Here is a 16,822-nt window from a genome sequence, read left to right as displayed (position 1 = left end):
CGGCTGCGACGGGCCGGGGCCCGTCCGATGCGTGGCGCTTATTCGAACCAGTGCTTGCGGGCTTCCATGATCAGCGCCGCGGCGCGCTCCTCGTCCATCCCTTCGATGTCGGTGAGCTCGTCGGTCGCCAGTTCGGCCAGGTCTTCGCGGGTGACCACGCCACGCGCCGCCAGCTGGAAGGCCAGCTCGTCGGTCATCCCTTCCAGCGTCAGCAGGTCCTCGGCCGGCTGGTGCTCGTCGAGTTCCTCCTCGGCCGCCAACGCGTCGTTGAGCAGCGCATCGCGGGCACGGGCGCGCAGTTCCTCGACGATGTCCTCGTCGAACCCCTCCACCGCCAGCAGCTCGCCGACCGGCACGTAGGCGATTTCCTCGACCGTGCTGAAGCCCTCCGACACCAGGATGCCGGCGATTTCCTCGTCGACCTCCAGCTTGGCCTGGAACAGCTCGCGAGCTGCGGTCTGCTCGGCCTCGCTCTTGGCCTGGACCTGGTCGGCGGTCATGACGTTGAGCTGCCAGCCGGTCATGCGGCTGGCGAGGCGGACGTTCTGGCCGCCCTTGCCGATGGCCTGCGCCAGCCGTTCCTCGGCCACCGCCAGGTCCATCGAATGCTTGTCCTCGTCGACGACGATGGACTGCACCTCGGCCGGCGCCATCGCGTTGATCACGAACTGCGCCGGGTTGTCCGACCACAGCACGATGTCCACCCGCTCGCCGTTGAGCTCGTTGCTTACCGCCTGCACACGCGAACCTCGCATGCCGATGCACGCGCCGATCGGATCGGTGCGGTTGTCGTGGGCCAGCACGGCGATCTTGGCGCGGTCGCCCGGGTCGCGTGCACAGGCCTTGATCGAGACCAGGCCCTGGCCGACTTCCGGCACTTCGAGCTTGAACAGCTCCATCATGAATTCCGGTGCGGCGCGGCTGATGAACAGCTGCGGGCCACGCGGCTCGGTGCGCACGTCGTAGAGGAAACCGCGGACGCGGTCGCCGGCGCGCAGCACGTCGCGCGGGATACCCTTGTCCTTGGAGATGATCGCCTCGGCGTTGCCGCCCAGGTCGACATAGATGTTGCCGCGCTCCACGCGCTTGACGATGCCGGTCACGAGCTCGCCGACGCGGTCCTTCCACTGGTCCACCACCTGGGCGCGCTCGGCCTCGCGAACGCGCTGCACGATCACCTGCTTGGCGGCCTGCGCGGCGATGCGCCCGAAGTCCGGGTTCTCGATCTGCTCCTCGATGAAGTCGCCGACTTCGGCGCCTTCGACCTCGTCGACGGCATCCATCAGCCGGATCTGGCGATCGGGCGATTCCATCACCACGTCGTCGGCCACGACCTCCATCCGGCGGAAGCTTTCGTAGCTGCCGTCCTTGCGATCGATGGACACGCGCACCAGTACGTCCTCGTCGTGGTAGCGCTTCTTGGCGGCAGACGCCAGCGCGGCCTCGATGGCATCGAAGATCACGTCGTGCGGTACGCCCTTCTCGTTCGCGACCGCATCGACGACCAGCAAAAGTTCCTTGCTCATCTAGTTACTCCGCCGGGGTCGGCTTGTCGGCCGCCGGCTTGGGGTTGTGGATATCGTTGGAGGCGTCGCCGGACGCCCCGTCAGCCTGTTTGCCTGCACGCGCACCGCGCGCGGGCGGATTCTTGGGACCCTTGCCGGGCTTGGTCGGCGCCAGGCCCAGGGCTGCCCAGTCGGGCACCAGCCGGGCTTTGTCGATGTTCTCGGCAGCCACGTCGACCTGGACGCCCTCGACATCGAGCACCACGGTGTCGCCGCGGACCTCGGCGATCACGCCCTGGAGTCGCCGGCGTCCGTCCTGCGGCAGCTTCAGGCCCAGCTTCACCGAGTCGCCTATGAAGCGCCCGAACTGGCCGGGAGTGAAAAGCGGCCGGTCCACGCCCGGGGACGACACCTCCAGCGTGTAATTGCCGCTGATCGGGTCCTCCACATCCAGCTGCGCCGAAACCTCGCGACTGACCTTTTCGCAGTCCTCGATCGACACCATTCGATCCGGGTCGGCCTGCAGGTCGTCGGCCGCCAGGTCGATGTACAGCCGCACCACCGCGCCGCCGGGCGACGGCAGGTATTCGATGCCCAGCAGCTGCAAGCCCAGCGATGACACCGTCGGGGCAAGCAAGGCGGCGATTTCGTTCGCTTTCTGCGTCACGCGCTCGAACTCCTGCGACTGGTTGACCGGAACTGCGACGGCAATGCCGCGTGGCGGTGGCGAACCGCGTGCCACGTGGTTTACGCGCCGCGACCGCCGGATGGCGGAAACGACAAAGGGCCCATTGGGCCCCTTGTCCGTACCGCTGGATGTCGGCGTGACGCGCGAGCAGAGCGCGTCACCAAGCCCAGGCTGCAGGCCAAAAAGAAAGCCTCCGGGAGGCTTTCCTGCGGACTCCAGAAGTTCCGGAGTCCACGGCCGAAGCTGGTAGCGGGGGCAGGATTTGAACCTGCGACCTTCGGGTTATGAGCCCGACGAGCTGCCAGACTGCTCCACCCCGCATCAGGCCGCCCATTATATGGACGGCGACTTTTTCACGCAAGCCCTTTTTACTGCCGACTGCCTGCCACGCGACCCGCGCGAACTCGACGCAGGTGCGCGTCGCGGGTCCCCGCCCGCTCAGGCTGCAGCGACTTCGAATGCCCGCTGGCACCACGCCATGATCGGGCTCCAGCCCAGGCCGAGCACCAGCAGTGCCAGCGCGTTGAGGGCGAACGTCCAGCGCAGCGGCCGGTGGCCACTGGGTGCCGGCGCATCGCCGTCGGGCTCATCGAAGTACATCGCCTTGATGACGCGCAGGTAGTAGAACGCGCCGATCACGGTGAACACGATGCCGAGGATCGCCAGCCACATCATTCCGCCTTCCAGCGCCGCCTGCAGCACGGCGAGCTTGGCCCAGAATCCAAGGAACGGCGGCACGCCCGCAAGCGAGGCCATCACGAACAGGACCATCAGCGCGAGCAGCGGGCTGCGCACATTCAGGCCCCTGAAATCATCGATGCGGTCGGCCTCGAAGCCCCGGCGCGACAACACCACGATGGCGCCAAAGCCCGCGGCGGTCGTCAGCGCGTAGTTGAGTGCATAGAACATCGCCGCGGCCATGCCCGACTCGCCCCCGGCCAGGCCCATGAACAGGAAGCCGACGTGGGACACGGTCGAGTACGCCAGCATCCGCTTGATGTTGGTCTGGACCAGCGCGCTCAGGTTGCCGATCACCAGCGAGATCGCCGCCAGCCCGCCCAGCATCAGTTGCCAGTGGCCCGAAAGCGGGCCACCCGCCTCCTGCAGCAGTCGATATGCCATGCCGAAGGTGGCAAGGCTCGGAGCGGCGGCAATGAAGATGGTGATGGCCGTCGGGGCGCCGTGGTAAACGTCGGGCAGCCACATGTGGAACGGTGCGGCGCCGAACTTGAAGGCGATGCCCGCCACCATGAACACCACGCCCGTCACCAGCATGGTCGAGGCGTCGCCTTCGGCGGCGGCGGAGATCGTCGCCAGGTCCAGCGAGCCGGTTGCGCCGTAGACCAGCGACATGCCGTAGAGCAGCAGGCCCGACGCCAGTGCACCCAGCACGAAGTACTTGATGCCCGCTTCCGACGCGATCGGGCTGTCGCGATCGGTGACCACCAGCGCATACGAGCACAGCGCCAGCATCTCCAGGCCGACGTACACCATCACCAGCGAGTTGGCCGACACCATCAGCATCATGCCCAGCGTGGCGAACAGCATCAGCACCGCCACCTCGCCCTTGTACAGCCCGCGCTCTCGCAGGTACGGCCAGGCGTACACCATCGAGATCGCGGAAACGATGCCGATGCCGACCTTCAGCACGTCCGAAACGGTGTCACGCACGAACATCCCGCCCAGTACCGTGCCCTGCCCACCCACGCCCATTGCGACCAGGGCCACGGCCACGAGCAGCAGGCCGATCGCGCACACGTGGGTGACCACCCGGCGCCGTTCGTCCAGGAACAGGTCGAGCATCAGCAGCGCGAAGGCACCGATCACCAGCACCAGCTCGGGGAGCAGGGGCATCAGGTCGGCAGCGGATCGTACGGGCATGATCATGGATGAATCTCTTGGTTCGACCCGCCGGCGGCGGGCCAGGCGGCGCTCATGGCGCCAGCTTCGAGACGGCGATGTGGGTGGTCAGTTCACCGATCGCCGGCTCCATCAGGTCGGTCAGTGGCTTGGGCCACAGGCCCAGCAGCAGCACGCCGGCGGCGAACACGCCCAGCACCGTGGCTTCGCGCGCGTTGACATCCTTCAGTGCGGCCACGTTGGCGTTGCCGACCTCGCCCCACAGCACGCGCTTGACCAGCCACAGCGTGTAGCCGGCGCCGATGATCAGCGTGGTGGCCGCGGCGAAGGCGATCAGCGGATGGGTCTGGAAGCTGGCCAGGATGACCATGAATTCGCCCACGAACCCCGAGGTGCCAGGCAGGCCGGCGTTGGCCATCGCGAACAGCACGAAGAACACCGCGAACCACGGCATCACGTTGGCGACGCCGCCGTAGTCCCGGATCATGCGGCTGTGCATGCGGTCGTAGAGCACGCCGACGCAGGTGAACATCGCACCGGAGATGAAGCCGTGGCTGATCATCTGCACCATCGCGCCCTGCAGGCCCAGCCGGGCGGCGTCGACGTTGCCGTAGTCGCGCACCAGCGCGAACGCGATGAAGGTGCCCAGGGTGACGAAGCCCATGTGCGAGATCGACGAATAGGCGATCAGCTTCTTCATGTCGTCCTGCACCAGCGCGACCAGGCCGACGTAGACCACGGCGATCAGGCTCAACGCGATCACCAGCCACGCCCACTCCTGCGATGCGTCCGGCACCACCGGCAAGGTGAATCGGATGAAGCCGTAGCCGCCGATCTTCAGCATGATCGCCGCCAGCACGACAGAACCCGCGGTCGGCGCCTCGACGTGGGCGTCCGGCAGCCAGGTATGCACCGGGAACATCGGCACCTTGACCGCGAACGCCGCCAGGAAGGCGAAGAAGATCCACATCTGTTCGGTTGCCGTCAGCGGTAACTGGTACAGGTCGGCCAGCTGCCAGCTGCCCCCCTTGAGGTACAGGTAGATCAGCCCGACCAGCATGAACACCGAACCCAGGAACGTGTACAGGAAGAACTTAACCGAGGCGTACACCCGGCGCGGACCGCCCCAGACGCCGATGATGATGAACATCGGGATCAGCATGCCCTCGAAGAACACGTAGAACAGGATCGCGTCCAGCGCCGAGAACACGCCGATCATCAGGCCCTCTAGGATCAGGAACGCCGCGTAGTACTGGCTGACCCGCTTGTCGATCGAGGTCCATGCACTGACCAGCACCAGCAGCGAGGTCAGCGTGGTCAGGCCGATCAGCGCCACCGAGATGCCGTCCGCGCCCAGTGCGTAGCGGATGTCGTAGGCCGGGACCCAAGGGAGGTCTTCGGCGAACTGCATGCCGGAATGCGACATGTCGAAGCCGGTGAACAACAGCACGCTGGCCAGCAGCGTCAGCACCGCCACGCCAGTGGCGAACCAGCGCGCCGCATTGGCGCGCGCGTTACCGAAGGCCAGCGTCAGCACGCCACCGAGGATCGGCAGCCAGATCAGCAGGCTCAGCAGGGGGAAGGTGCCGCTCAAGGGCTCGGGGGTCGTCACGTCTCGGTCCTTGTCAGCTCAGGGTACGGATCAGAACGGCCAACAGAACGATCAGGCCGAGGATCATCGCGAAGGCGTAGTGGTAGAGGAAACCGGACTGCAGGCGGCGGGTCAGCCCGGCCAGGAAGTCAACCAGCCGGGCGCTTCCGTTGACGGCCACGCCGTCGATCACCCGGGTGTCGACCGCGCGCGACAGCCGGCCCAACCGCAGGCCGCCGCCTGCGAATCCATCGATCCAGAGTTTGTCGAAGCCGTACTTGTTCTCAAGCACCCGCACCGGGAGGGCGAACGCACGGCGTGCCCGGGTCGCCAGCGCCGGCTTCCACCAGTACATGGCCGTGGCCAGCGCGAAGCCGGCGAACGCAAGCCAGAACGCGGGGGCGACGAAGCCGTGCAGCGCGAACGCCGTCGGGCCGTGCCAAACGGCGTCCTTGACCATGGCCACGGTGTCCCGCGCGGCAGCGACATCGATCGCGCCCAGGAAGTACGGCAACTGCTCCGTGTGCCCGCTCCAGTCGGTGGCGAACAGCATCGGGCCGACCGTGAAGAAGCCGATCAGCACCGACGGGATTGCAAGCAGGATCAACGGCACGGTCACCACCCAGGGCGACTCGTGCGGCTCGTGCGGGCCGTGGTGGCCATGGCCATGGTCGTCGTGCGCGTCGTGGGCATGGCCGTCATCGACCACGTCACGGAAACGCTCCCTGCCGTGGAAGGTCATGTACAGCAGCCGGAAACTGTAGAACGCGGTCACGAACGCACCCAGCAGCACCGCCCAGTAGCCGTACTGCGCCACCCAGCCGCCGCCCTCGGCTGCGTGGTGCGCGGCCTCGATGATGGTGTCCTTGGAATAGAAGCCGCTGAAGAACGGCGTACCCACCAGCGCAAGCGTGCCCAGCAGGCTGGTCCAGTAGGTGATCGGCATGTACTTGCGCAGGCCGCCCATCTTCCGCATGTCCTGCTCGTGGTGCATGCCGATGATCACCGAGCCCGCCGCCAGGAACAGCAGCGCCTTGAAGAAGGCGTGGGTCATCAGGTGGTAGACCGCGGCCGAGTACGCCGAGACGCCGAGCGCGACGGTCATGTAACCCAGCTGCGACAGCGTGGAGTACGCAACCACGCGCTTGATGTCGTTCTGCACGATGCCGATGAGGCCGGTGAACAGCGCGGTGGTCGCGCCGATGAACAGCACGAAGTTCAGCGCGGTCTCGGACATCTCGAACAGCGGCGACATGCGCGCCACCATGAAGATGCCGGCCGTGACCATGGTGGCGGCGTGGATCAGCGCCGAGATCGGGGTCGGGCCCTCCATTGAGTCCGGCAGCCAGACGTGCAGCGGGACCTGGGCCGACTTGCCCATGGCGCCGATGAACAGGCAGATGCAGATCAACGTGGCCACCGACCATTCGTGGCCGGCGAATATCGTGATCGTTGAGCCTTCGATGTTCAGCGCATTGGCGAACACGGTGGCGTAGTCCAGCGTGCCGAACATCAGCAGTACACCGGCGATGCCCAGCAGGAAGCCGAAGTCGCCGACACGGTTGACCAGGAACGCCTTCAGGTTGGCGAACACCGCAGTGGGCTTCTTGAACCAGAAGCCGATCAGCAGGTACGACACCAGGCCGACCGCTTCCCAGCCGAAGAACAGCTGCAGGAAGTTGTTGCTCATCACCAGCATGAGCATCGAGAAGGTGAACAGCGAGATGTAACTGAAGAAGCGCTGGTAGCCGGGATCCTCGGCCATGTAGCCGATGGTGTAGATGTGCACCAGCAGGGCCACGAAGGTCACCACCACCATCATCATCGCGGTGAGCTTGTCGACCATGAAGCCCACGTGCGCCTCGTAATTGCCGACCTGGAACCACGTGTAGAGGTTCTCGTTGAACGGCGAAGCGCCCTGCCCCACCAGCTGCCAGAGCACGTAGAACGACAGCGCGCAGCTGGTCGACACGCCGGCGATGGTCACCCCGTGCGCGCCGGCGCGCCCGACCTGCCGGCCGAACAGGCCGGCGATGATCGAGCCGAGCAGCGGCGCAAGCACGATGATCAGCAGATGGAGTTTGGAGATCGCCATTTCGTTTCCGTTGTGTGCTGCGGGTGCCGGCGGGCCGGCTGCTGCAATTGCATCGATGGGTCGGGCAGTCGTCGCGCGCGCAACCAAGCGCTGCATCGCGCGAGCGTGCCGCGGCGACCGGATTCGCGCGTCCTGCGCTCATCAAATCGCTCCCGCCTTGGGCTCCCGCCCAAGGCGTTCGCAGCCGCGCGAGGCAGTGGCTCGCAAGCGCGGCTGCTCACCCCTTCATCGAATCGATTTCTGCGACGTTGATCGTGCGGCGGTTGCGGAACAGGGTGACCAGGATCGCAAGCCCGATCGCCGCCTCCGCCGCGGCCACCGTCAGGATGAAGAACACGAATACCTGACCCGCCGGATCGCCAAGCTGGCGCGAGAAGGCGATGAAGTTGATGTTCACCGCCAGAAGCAGCAGCTCCAGCGACATCAGCAGGACGATCACGTTCTTCCGGTTGAGGAAGATGCCGGCGACGCTGATGCAGAACAGCGCCGCGCCCAGGGTGAGGAAGTGGCCCAGCGACAGGGCGCCCGTCAGCAGTTCCATCAGCGTACCTCCCCTGCCGGCGCATCATCGGCACCGCCGCGCGGAGCCGGAGCCGGCTCCGGCCGCACCGCATCCATCTTGACCAGGCGCACGCGGTCCACGGCGCGCACGCGCGACTGTGCACCCGGGTCCTGGTGCTTCGCGCCCTCGCGGCGGCGCAGCGTCAGCATGACCGCGGCGATCACCGCCACGGTGAGGATCACCGCCGCGACTTCGAACGGCAGCAGGTAGGTGGTGAACAGCGCGCGCGCGATCCAGACCGTGTTGGACACGCCCTCCACCGCCGCGGCGTCGGCCGCCAGCGGCGTGGCCAGCTGCACCTTCACCCCGATCAGGACCAGCATCTCCACCAGCATCACCACTGCCACCAGCAGCCCGACCGGCAGGTAGCGCACGTAGCCCTCGCGCAGGGGCGCCACGTCGATGTCGAGCATCATCACCACGAACAGGAACAGCACCATCACCGCGCCGACGTACACCAGGATCAGCGCCACGCCGAGGAACTCGGCACCGGCGATCAGCCAGACGCAGGCCACGGAGAAGAACGTCAGCACCAGGCTGAGCGCGGCATGCACCGGGTTCTTGAGGCTGATGACGCCCACCGCCGCGGCAACGGAGGAGAGGGCGAACAACCAGAAAGCGAGGGTCACGGGATCCATGCGGGGTACTCAGCGGAAGGGCGCGTCGGCGGCCCGGCGCTCGGCGATCTCCGCCTCGAGGCGGTCGCCGATCGCCAGCAGCTGCGGCTTGGTGACGATGTTCTGTCCGCGCAGTTCGAAGTGGTATTCGTGGATGTGGGTCTCGACGATCGAATCCACCGGGCACGACTCCTCGCAGAAGCCGCAATAGATGCACTTGAACAGGTCGATGTCGTACCGCGTGGTGCGCCGGGTGCCGTCCTCGCGACGATCCGAGTCGATGGTGATCGCCAGCGCCGGGCAGACCGCCTCGCACAACTTGCACGCGATGCAGCGCTCCTCGCCATTGGGATACCGGCGCAGCGCGTGGATGCCGCGGAAGCGCGGCGACTGCGGCGTCTTCTCCATCGGGTACATCAGCGTGTACTTGGGCTTGAACAGGTACTTCAACGTCAGCCCCAGCCCCTGGAACAGCTCCAGCAGCAGCAGGCTCTTGAAGTAGGAAACGAGTCGGGTCATGCCTTATTGCCCCGGCAGGAAGACGTCGTGGTACGCCATCAGCGCGACGACGACGATCCAGGCGATGGTGATCGGAATGAAGACCTTCCAGCCCAGCCGCATGATCTGGTCATAGCGGTAGCGCGGGAACGAGGCGCGGAACCAGATGAAGCAACTGGCGAAGAAGAACACCTTGGCCAGCAGCCACCACCAGCCGTCAACCGACAGGAACGGGATGCCCATCCCCTGGAACGGGCTGAGCCAGCCGCCCAGGAAGAAGATCGCGGTCAGGAAGCTGATCAGGATCATGTTGGCGTATTCGGCGAGGAAGAACAGCGCGAACGCCGAACCCGAGTACTCGACCATGTGCCCGGCGACGATTTCCGACTCGCCTTCCACCACGTCGAACGGCGCGCGGTTGGTCTCGGCCACGCCGGAGATGAAATAGACCACGAACAGCGGCAGCAACGGCAGCCAGAACCACTCCAGGAACCCGGCGTTGCCCGACTGTGCCATCACGATCCGGGACAGGTTGAGGCTGCCCGCGGCAACCATGACGCCCACCATCGCGAAGCCCATCGCGATTTCGTAGGACACCACCTGCGCCGCGGCGCGCATCGCGCCCAGGAATGCGTACTTGGAGTTGGAGGCCCAGCCGGCCAGGATGATGCCGTACACGCCCAGCGAGGTCATCGCCAGCAGGTACAGCAGGCCCGCGTTGGCGTTCGACAGCACCAGTTGTGCATCGAACGGGACCACCGCCCATGCCGCGAAGGCCGGTGCCAGGGCCAGCAGGGGGGCCAGCTTGTAGAGGAACGGCTCCGCCCGCGTGGGCTGGATGACTTCCTTGAACAGCAGCTTGAACACGTCGGCGAAGGCCTGCAGCACCCCCATGCCGACGTACATCGGGCCACGGCGGACGTGCATCCAGCCGATCAGCTTGCGTTCCCAGACCACGTAGAACGCGACGCTGATGATCACCGGCATGGCGATGGCAAGGATCTTCAGCACGATCCATGCGACCGCGCCGACATTGCCGAACGACAGCAACCAGTCGCGGAAGGGATCGACCACGGCACCCATCATGCTCAACCCCTCCCTGCCTGGATGCGGGCCGAAGCCAGCGGCGCGGTTGCACCGTGCCCGCCTTCGACCCACGCCGTGCCCGGGGCGACCTTGTCGCTCAGGATCACCGGCACGGTGGCAGTGCCCATCGCGGTGCTGAAGCGCCCGACCGTGGCCTCGCCGATCGTCGACCCGGCATCGGCGGGGTTCAACACCACCCGCGGCCCATGGTTCAACGGGTGCGCCTGCAACGCGGCAGCGCGCCGGACCGTGGCGTCGGTGCGGTAGATGCCGATGCTCACCGCCACTTCCAGGCCCTCGTCCGCGTTGCCGGGCGCGTCCGAGCGCGACACCGTGACCTCACGCTTGGCAATGCCCGCGCGCAGACCGGCCAGGTCGGTGAAATCGAAGCCCGGGGCGTCCATCCCGCCGGCCAGTGCACGCAGCACCTTCCAGCCCGGGCGCGCCTGGCCGGGCAATGCGCCCGCCGGGACCGCCCGTTGCTCGCGTCCGTCGAGGTTGGTGAGCGTCGCGTCGATCTCGGGCAGCAGGCCGATCGGCAGGATCACGTCGGCCACGGCCAGCGTCGACTCGCAGGCGAAGTGGCTGAAGGCCACCACCGCCGCCGCACCCAGCGCCTGCATCGCGCCCGCGCTGTCAGCGAAATCAAGGCCGGGTTCGATGCCGTAGAGCACGTACGCCGAACGGGGCTGGGCCAGCATTGCACGGGCATCCAGGCCCGTCGGCAGGACACCGTGGTCGGACAGCCCGAGCGCGTTGGCGCCCTGCGGGATCCGGCACACGGCGGCGCCGCTGGCTTGCGCGAGCGTGCGTGCGGCTTCGCGGATGGACGCGGCGTGTGGGCCGCTCTCCGCGAGTGCGCCGACGATGATCACCGCGCTGTTAGCACCCGTCACCGCCTCGCGCAGCGCAACGTCGCCCAGCGCGTTCACGATCCCCGACGGGGCCACGATCTGCTTGGATGCCAGGTCGAAGGTCTGGTCGAACTCGACCGGGTTGATCGCATGCACCTTGGCGCCGCGGGTCCAGGCCTTGCGAACGCGGTGGTTGACGAGCGGCAGTTCGTGCCGGAGGTCGGTGCCGACCAGCACCACGCAGTCCGCCTGCTCGATGTCGGCGACGGACATGGCGAAACGCTCCGCCACCGCGCCATCCGACAGGTCGGCCAGGCCGATTCGGTGGTCAAGGTGGCCGGTGTCCAGCGCCTCGGCGAGGCCCGCGAGCAGCGCACCCTCTTCGTTCGACGTGGCCGGGTGGACCAGCATGCCCAGGCCGTCGGCGGCGTTGTCGCGCAGGATCTGCGTCGCCCGCGCCAGCGCCTCGTCCCAGCTTGCCTCGCGCCACTGGCCGGCGTCCTTGACCATGGGCACCATCGCACGGTCGGCGGCATACAGGCCCTGGTGGGCATAGCGATCGCGATCCGACAGCCAGCATTCGTTGACGCCGTCGTTGTCGCGCGGAACGCTGCGGAGCACTTCGCCGCGGCGCGCGTGGTGGAACAGGTTGCTGCCCAGCGCATCGTGGTAGCCCAGCGATTCGCGCGCCATCAGCTCCCACGGGCGGGCGCGGAACTGGAACACCTTGTTGGTCAAAGCGCCCACCGGGCAGACGTCGATGACGTTGCCCGACAACTCGGTGATCAGCGGCTTGCCGTCGTAGGTGCCGATCTGGAGGTTCTCGCCGCGGTACATGCCGCCCAGCTCGTAGGTGCCGGCGACTTCCGCGGTGAAGCGCACGCAGCGCGTGCAGTGGATGCAGCGGGTCATCTCGGTGGCGACCAGCGGGCCGATGTCCTCGTCGGGCACCACGCGCTTGCGCTCGGCGAAGCGACTGACCGATCGGCCGTAGCCCATCGAAAGGTCCTGCAGCTCGCACTCGCCGCCCTGGTCGCACACCGGGCAATCCAGCGGGTGGTTGATCAGCAGGAACTCCATCACGTTGCGCTGCGACTTCAACGCCTTTTCGCTACGCGTGGTGACCTGCATGCCATCCATCACCGGCGTTGCGCACGCCGGCGCCGGCTTGGGCATCTTCTCGACCTCGACCAGGCACATCCGGCAGTTGGCCGCGATGGACAGCTTGTCGTGGTAGCAGAAGCGCGGGATCGGGATGCCCGCCCTGTCGGCGGCCTGGATGATCATCGAGCCCTTGGGCGCGGCCATCTCCACGCCGTCGATGAAGACGGTGACCTGGTCGGGCGGCAGGTTCGGGTTTACCGGTTGGGCGCTCATGCGGCGACACCGTTGTTCATTGCGGCGATGCCCCTCGGGTCGAGGGGCTGGACGCGGGCGCGCCCGGCGCGGACGTGGCCGGGGAGCTGGAGAAGCGCCGTGCTCATGCGGCCACCGCCCTGGTCGCCGGCACCACCGTGCCGTCGCGCTGGTCGTCAACCAGGAACCGCCGGTTCACGATCGCGTACTCGAATTCGTCCCAGAAGTGGCGCAGGAACCCCTGCACCGGCCATGCCGCCGCCTCGCCGAACGCGCAGATGGTGTGTCCCTCGATCTGCCCCGCCGAGGCCCGCAGCATGTGCAGGTCCTCGAGCGTGGCCTGCCTGTCGACGATGCGCGTGAGCATGCGGTACATCCAGCCGGTGCCTTCGCGGCACGGAGTGCACTGGCCGCAGCTTTCCTTGAAGTAGAAGCGCGAGATGCGCTGGCAGGCGCGCACCATGCAGGTGGTCTCGTCCATGACGATGACCGCACCCGAGCCCAGGCCGGAGCCGGCCTTCTGGATCGAGTCGTAGTCCATGGTCAGGCCCATCATCGTCTCGCCCGGCAGCACCGGCATCGAGGAGCCACCGGGGATCACGCCCTTGATCCGGGCGCTGGCACGCATGCCGCCAGCCATCTCCAGCAGGTCGGCGAACGGCGTGCCCAGCCGGACCTCGTAGTTGCCGGGCCTGGCGACATGGCCCGACACCGAGAACACCTTGGGCCCGCCGTTGTTGGGCTTGCCCAGGTTGAGGAACCACTCCGCGCCGTTGCGGATGATCGCCGGCACCGAGGCATACGTCTCGGTGTTGTTGATGGTGGTCGGCTTGCCGAACAGGCCGTAGTTGGCGGGGAACGGCGGCTTGTAGCGCGGCTGGCCCTTCTTGCCCTCCAGCGACTCCATCAATGCCGTTTCCTCGCCGCAGATGTACGCACCCGCGCCCAGGGCACCGTAGATGTCGACGTCGATGCCGCTGCCCAGCACGTCCTTGCCCAGCCAGCCGTGCTCGTAGGCGTCCTTCAGTGCCTGCTCGAAGTGCTCGAACGGCTCGTGGTGGAACTCGCCGCGCAGGTAGTTGTAGGCCACCGTGCTGCCGGTGGCGTAGCAGGCGATGGCCATGCCCTCCACCACCGCATGCGGGTTGTAACGCAGGATGTCGCGGTCCTTCGCGGTGCCCGGTTCGGACTCGTCGGAGTTGCACAGGATGTACTTCTGGGTGCCACTGCCCTTGGGCATGAAGCTCCACTTCAGCCCCGTGGGGAAGCCGGCGCCGCCGCGGCCCCGCAGGCCCGACTGCTTGACCATCTCGATCACGTCGGCCGGCGCGATCTTCTCGCTGAGGATCCTGCGCCAGGCGCTGTAGCCACCGGTCTTGAGGTAGTTGTCGTAGGACCACGGAGTGTCGAAGTGCAGGGTCGTGTAGACGACGCTGTGCTCGGACGGGGCGGGGCCCACCGGGCCGTACCCCCGGGAGTAGTCGTGGTGCGTGTCGTGCGCCATTACTTCAGCCCCTCAAGCAACTCGTCGACCTTCGCCGCGTCGAGGTTTTCGTGGTAATGCCCGTTGACGACCACCACCGGGGCGCCACAGCACGCGGCCAGGCACTCCTCCTCACGCTTCAGGAACACGCGGCCGTCGGCAGTGGACTCGCCCAGCCGGCAGCCCAGCTTCTGTTCGGCTTGCGCGACCAGGTCCTCGGCGCCATTGAGCCAGCAGCTGATGTTGGTGCAGAAAGCCACGTTGTGGCGGCCGACCGGTTGGGTCTCGAACATCGAATAGAACGTGGCGACCTCGTAGGCCCACACCGGCGGGAGGTCCAGGTACTTGGCGACCGCGGCGATGAGCTCGTCGCTCAGCCAGCCGCCGTTCTGCTCCTGCGCCGCGTGCAGGCCCTGCAGCACGGCCGAACGCTTGCGGTCCGGCGGGAACTTGGCCAGCCAGTGGTCGATGTGCGCACGGGTCCTGTCATTCAACGCGACCTGCGGGTCGACGTGCTGACAGGCCTCGAAATTTCCGGTCGCCTTCATTAATCCAGAACCCTCAGCGGTCGATCTCGCCGAACACGACGTCGTAGGTGCCGATCATCGCCACCACGTCGGCCAGCATGTGGCCTTTCACGACCTCGTCCATCGACGACAGGTGGGCGAAGCCGGGCGCGCGCAGCTTGCAGCGGAACGGCTTGTTGGCGCCGTCCGACACCAGGTAGCAGCCGAACTCGCCCTTGGGCGCCTCGACCGCGGCATAGGTTTCGCCGGCAGGCACGCAGTAGCCTTCCGAGAACAGCTTGAAGTGGTGGATGAGCGCTTCCATGTCGTCCTTCATCCCTTCACGGGAGGGAGGCGCGACCTTGAAGTTGTCCACGATTACCGGGCCCGGGTTGGCCTTCAGCCACGCCACGCACTGCTTGACGATGCGGGTGGACTCGCGCATCTCGGCGATACGGACGAGGTAGCGGTCGTAGCAGTCGCCGTTGACGCCGACCGGGATGTCGAAGTCCACCGCGTCGTACCTGGCGTAGGGCTGCTTCTTGCGCAGGTCCCAGGCGATGCCCGAGCCACGGATCATCGGGCCGGTCATTCCCCACGCCAACGCCTTCTCGGGCGGAATCACGCCCACGCCGACGGTTCGCTGCTTCCAGATGCGGTTGTCCGTCAGCAGCGTCTCGTACTCGTCCACGCGCTTGGGGAAGTCGTCGCAGAAGGCATCCAGGTAGTCCAGCAACGAACCTTCGCGCCACTCGTTAAAGCGCTTCAGCGATGCACCCTTGCGCCAGGGGGACTCCTTGTAGCGCGGCATGCGGTCCGGGAGGTCGCGGTAGACGCCGCCGGGACGGTAGTAGGTCGCGTGCATGCGCGCGCCCGACACTGCCTCGTAGCAGTCCATCAGCTCCTCGCGCTCGCGGAACGCGTACAGGAACACCGCCATCGCACCCAGGTCGAGCGCGTTGGAGCCCACCCACATCAGGTGGTTGAGGATGCGGGTGATCTCGTCGAACATCGTGCGGATGTACTGCGCGCGCTCGGGCGCCTCGATCCCCATCAGGGTCTCGATCGCACGCACGTAGGCGTGCTCGTTGCACATCATCGATACGTAATCGAGCCGGTCCATGTAGCCGATCGACTGGTTGAACGGCTTCGACTCGACCAGCTTCTCGGTGCCGCGGTGCAACAGGCCGATGTGCGGGTCGGCACGCTGCACGACCTCGCCGTCCATCTCCAGGATCAAGCGCAGCACGCCGTGCGCGGCCGGGTGCTGCGGGCCGAAGTTGAGCGTGTAGTTGCGGATCTCGGCGGTGTTCAGGCCAGACTGGTTGCCGGCCTGCACGCTGGCGTGCGGCGCGCGCTGCTGCACGTCGCTGGCGGTGGTGCTCATGGCTTCACCTCGCGGGCGGCCGCTTCGTCGGCGGCGGTCAGGTAGCGGGAATCGTCGCGGATCACCCGCGGCACGCCCACGCGAGGTTCGATCGAAACCGGCTCGTACACCACCCGCTTCTTCTCGGCGTCGTAGCGCACCTCGACGTTGCCGATCAACGGGAAGTCCTTGCGGAACGGATGGCCGACGAAGCCGTAGTCGGTGAGGATGCGGCGCAGGTCCGGATGACCCTCGAACACGATGCCGAACAGGTCGAAGGCCTCGCGCTCGAACCAGTTCGACCCCGGCCACACGGAGGTGAGCGAGGCCACGACAGGCAGGTCGTCGTCGGGTGCGAACGTGCGCAGGCGCACGCGCAGGTTGTGCTGGACCGAAAGCAGGTGGGCGACCGCGGCAAAGCGGCGTGCCGGGACGGCAGCCGCGCCGTTGGGCAGCTCGCCCCAGGCGAATCGCCCGGCGCCCTTGCCTTCCACGCCGCGCGAGAAGCCTTCCGAAGACACTTCCGTGTCCCACTCGTCGCTGCCATAGGTCAGGTAGTCGACACCGCTGACGTCCACCAGCTGGTCGAAGCCGAACTCGTCGCGCAGCGCCTGGGCAGCCGCCAGCCAGCCGGCGGCATCGACGTCAAGGGTGACCTCGCCACGAGGCTCGGCCACCCACAGCGCCCCGCCCTGCCCTTCGGCGGCGAAGCGCGCGCGCAACCGCTCGACGAATGCCTGCATCGTCGGGCCCAT

Annotated in this window: 14 protein-coding genes and 1 tRNA gene; all 15 read right to left on the bottom strand. The window is 67.0% G+C overall.

Annotated elements, in window-relative coordinates; all coding sequences use genetic code 11:
• Positions 1 to 38: 38 nt before the first annotated feature.
• The gene (nusA, locus tag ACJQWL_RS00580; RefSeq protein ID WP_330968567.1) at positions 39 to 1,526 is read right to left on the bottom strand and encodes a transcription termination factor NusA; all 1,488 of its coding nucleotides are present in this window, start codon (positions 1,524 to 1,526) and stop codon (positions 39 to 41) included.
• Positions 1,527 to 1,530: 4 nt separating this feature from the next.
• Entirely contained in the window at positions 1,531 to 2,172 is a 642-nt protein-coding gene (gene rimP / locus ACJQWL_RS00575; protein ID WP_411300662.1) for a ribosome maturation factor RimP, read from the bottom strand.
• A gap of 265 nt (positions 2,173 to 2,437) precedes the next feature.
• A tRNA-Met gene (locus ACJQWL_RS00570) sits at positions 2,438 to 2,514 on the bottom strand.
• A gap of 117 nt (positions 2,515 to 2,631) precedes the next feature.
• Positions 2,632 to 4,080, bottom strand: a complete 1,449-nt coding sequence (gene nuoN / locus ACJQWL_RS00565) for an NADH-quinone oxidoreductase subunit NuoN (protein WP_330968564.1) — start codon at positions 4,078 to 4,080, stop codon at positions 2,632 to 2,634.
• A 46-nt stretch (positions 4,081 to 4,126) separates the two neighbouring features.
• The gene (locus tag ACJQWL_RS00560; RefSeq protein WP_330968621.1) at positions 4,127 to 5,647 is read right to left on the bottom strand and encodes an NADH-quinone oxidoreductase subunit M; all 1,521 of its coding nucleotides are present in this window, start codon (positions 5,645 to 5,647) and stop codon (positions 4,127 to 4,129) included.
• A 31-nt stretch (positions 5,648 to 5,678) separates the two neighbouring features.
• Positions 5,679 to 7,739, bottom strand: a complete 2,061-nt coding sequence (gene nuoL / locus ACJQWL_RS00555) for an NADH-quinone oxidoreductase subunit L (RefSeq protein WP_330968563.1) — start codon at positions 7,737 to 7,739, stop codon at positions 5,679 to 5,681.
• Between the two features lie 217 nt (positions 7,740 to 7,956).
• Entirely contained in the window at positions 7,957 to 8,280 is a 324-nt protein-coding gene (gene nuoK, locus ACJQWL_RS00550) for an NADH-quinone oxidoreductase subunit NuoK (RefSeq protein WP_330968562.1), read from the bottom strand.
• Positions 8,280 to 8,939: an NADH-quinone oxidoreductase subunit J gene (locus ACJQWL_RS00545; RefSeq protein ID WP_330968561.1), complete on the bottom strand. Its 660-nt coding sequence runs from the start codon at positions 8,937 to 8,939 to the stop codon at positions 8,280 to 8,282. The genes nuoK and ACJQWL_RS00545 overlap by 1 nt, the downstream gene beginning before the upstream one ends.
• Before the next feature lie 9 nt (positions 8,940 to 8,948).
• Complete coding sequence (gene nuoI / locus ACJQWL_RS00540) at positions 8,949 to 9,437, bottom strand: NADH-quinone oxidoreductase subunit NuoI (protein ID WP_330968560.1); 489 nt, start codon at positions 9,435 to 9,437, stop codon at positions 8,949 to 8,951.
• A gap of 3 nt (positions 9,438 to 9,440) precedes the next feature.
• Positions 9,441 to 10,502, bottom strand: a complete 1,062-nt coding sequence (nuoH, locus tag ACJQWL_RS00535; RefSeq protein ID WP_330968559.1) for an NADH-quinone oxidoreductase subunit NuoH — start codon at positions 10,500 to 10,502, stop codon at positions 9,441 to 9,443.
• 2 nt (positions 10,503 to 10,504) lie between these two features.
• Positions 10,505 to 12,733: an NADH-quinone oxidoreductase subunit NuoG gene (gene nuoG, locus ACJQWL_RS00530; RefSeq protein WP_330968558.1), complete on the bottom strand. Its 2,229-nt coding sequence runs from the start codon at positions 12,731 to 12,733 to the stop codon at positions 10,505 to 10,507.
• Between the two features lie 103 nt (positions 12,734 to 12,836).
• Entirely contained in the window at positions 12,837 to 14,216 is a 1,380-nt protein-coding gene (gene nuoF, locus ACJQWL_RS00525) for an NADH-quinone oxidoreductase subunit NuoF (protein ID WP_330968557.1), read from the bottom strand.
• Positions 14,216 to 14,743, bottom strand: a complete 528-nt coding sequence (nuoE, locus tag ACJQWL_RS00520) for an NADH-quinone oxidoreductase subunit NuoE (protein WP_330968556.1) — start codon at positions 14,741 to 14,743, stop codon at positions 14,216 to 14,218. The genes nuoF and nuoE overlap by 1 nt, the downstream gene beginning before the upstream one ends.
• A 13-nt stretch (positions 14,744 to 14,756) precedes the next feature.
• Positions 14,757 to 16,088: an NADH-quinone oxidoreductase subunit D gene (locus ACJQWL_RS00515; RefSeq protein ID WP_411300661.1), complete on the bottom strand. Its 1,332-nt coding sequence runs from the start codon at positions 16,086 to 16,088 to the stop codon at positions 14,757 to 14,759.
• The gene (locus ACJQWL_RS00510; RefSeq protein WP_411300660.1) at positions 16,085 to 16,822 is read right to left on the bottom strand and encodes an NADH-quinone oxidoreductase subunit C; all 738 of its coding nucleotides are present in this window, start codon (positions 16,820 to 16,822) and stop codon (positions 16,085 to 16,087) included. Before ACJQWL_RS00510 ends, ACJQWL_RS00515 begins: the two co-directional genes overlap by 4 nt.

It is taken from the genome of Novilysobacter viscosus (assembly GCF_046600715.1).
Classification (GTDB): domain Bacteria; phylum Pseudomonadota; class Gammaproteobacteria; order Xanthomonadales; family Xanthomonadaceae; genus Lysobacter_C; species Lysobacter_C viscosus.
Note: the sequence above shows the minus strand (reverse complement) of the source record. Positions and strands in the feature narration are given on the sequence as shown.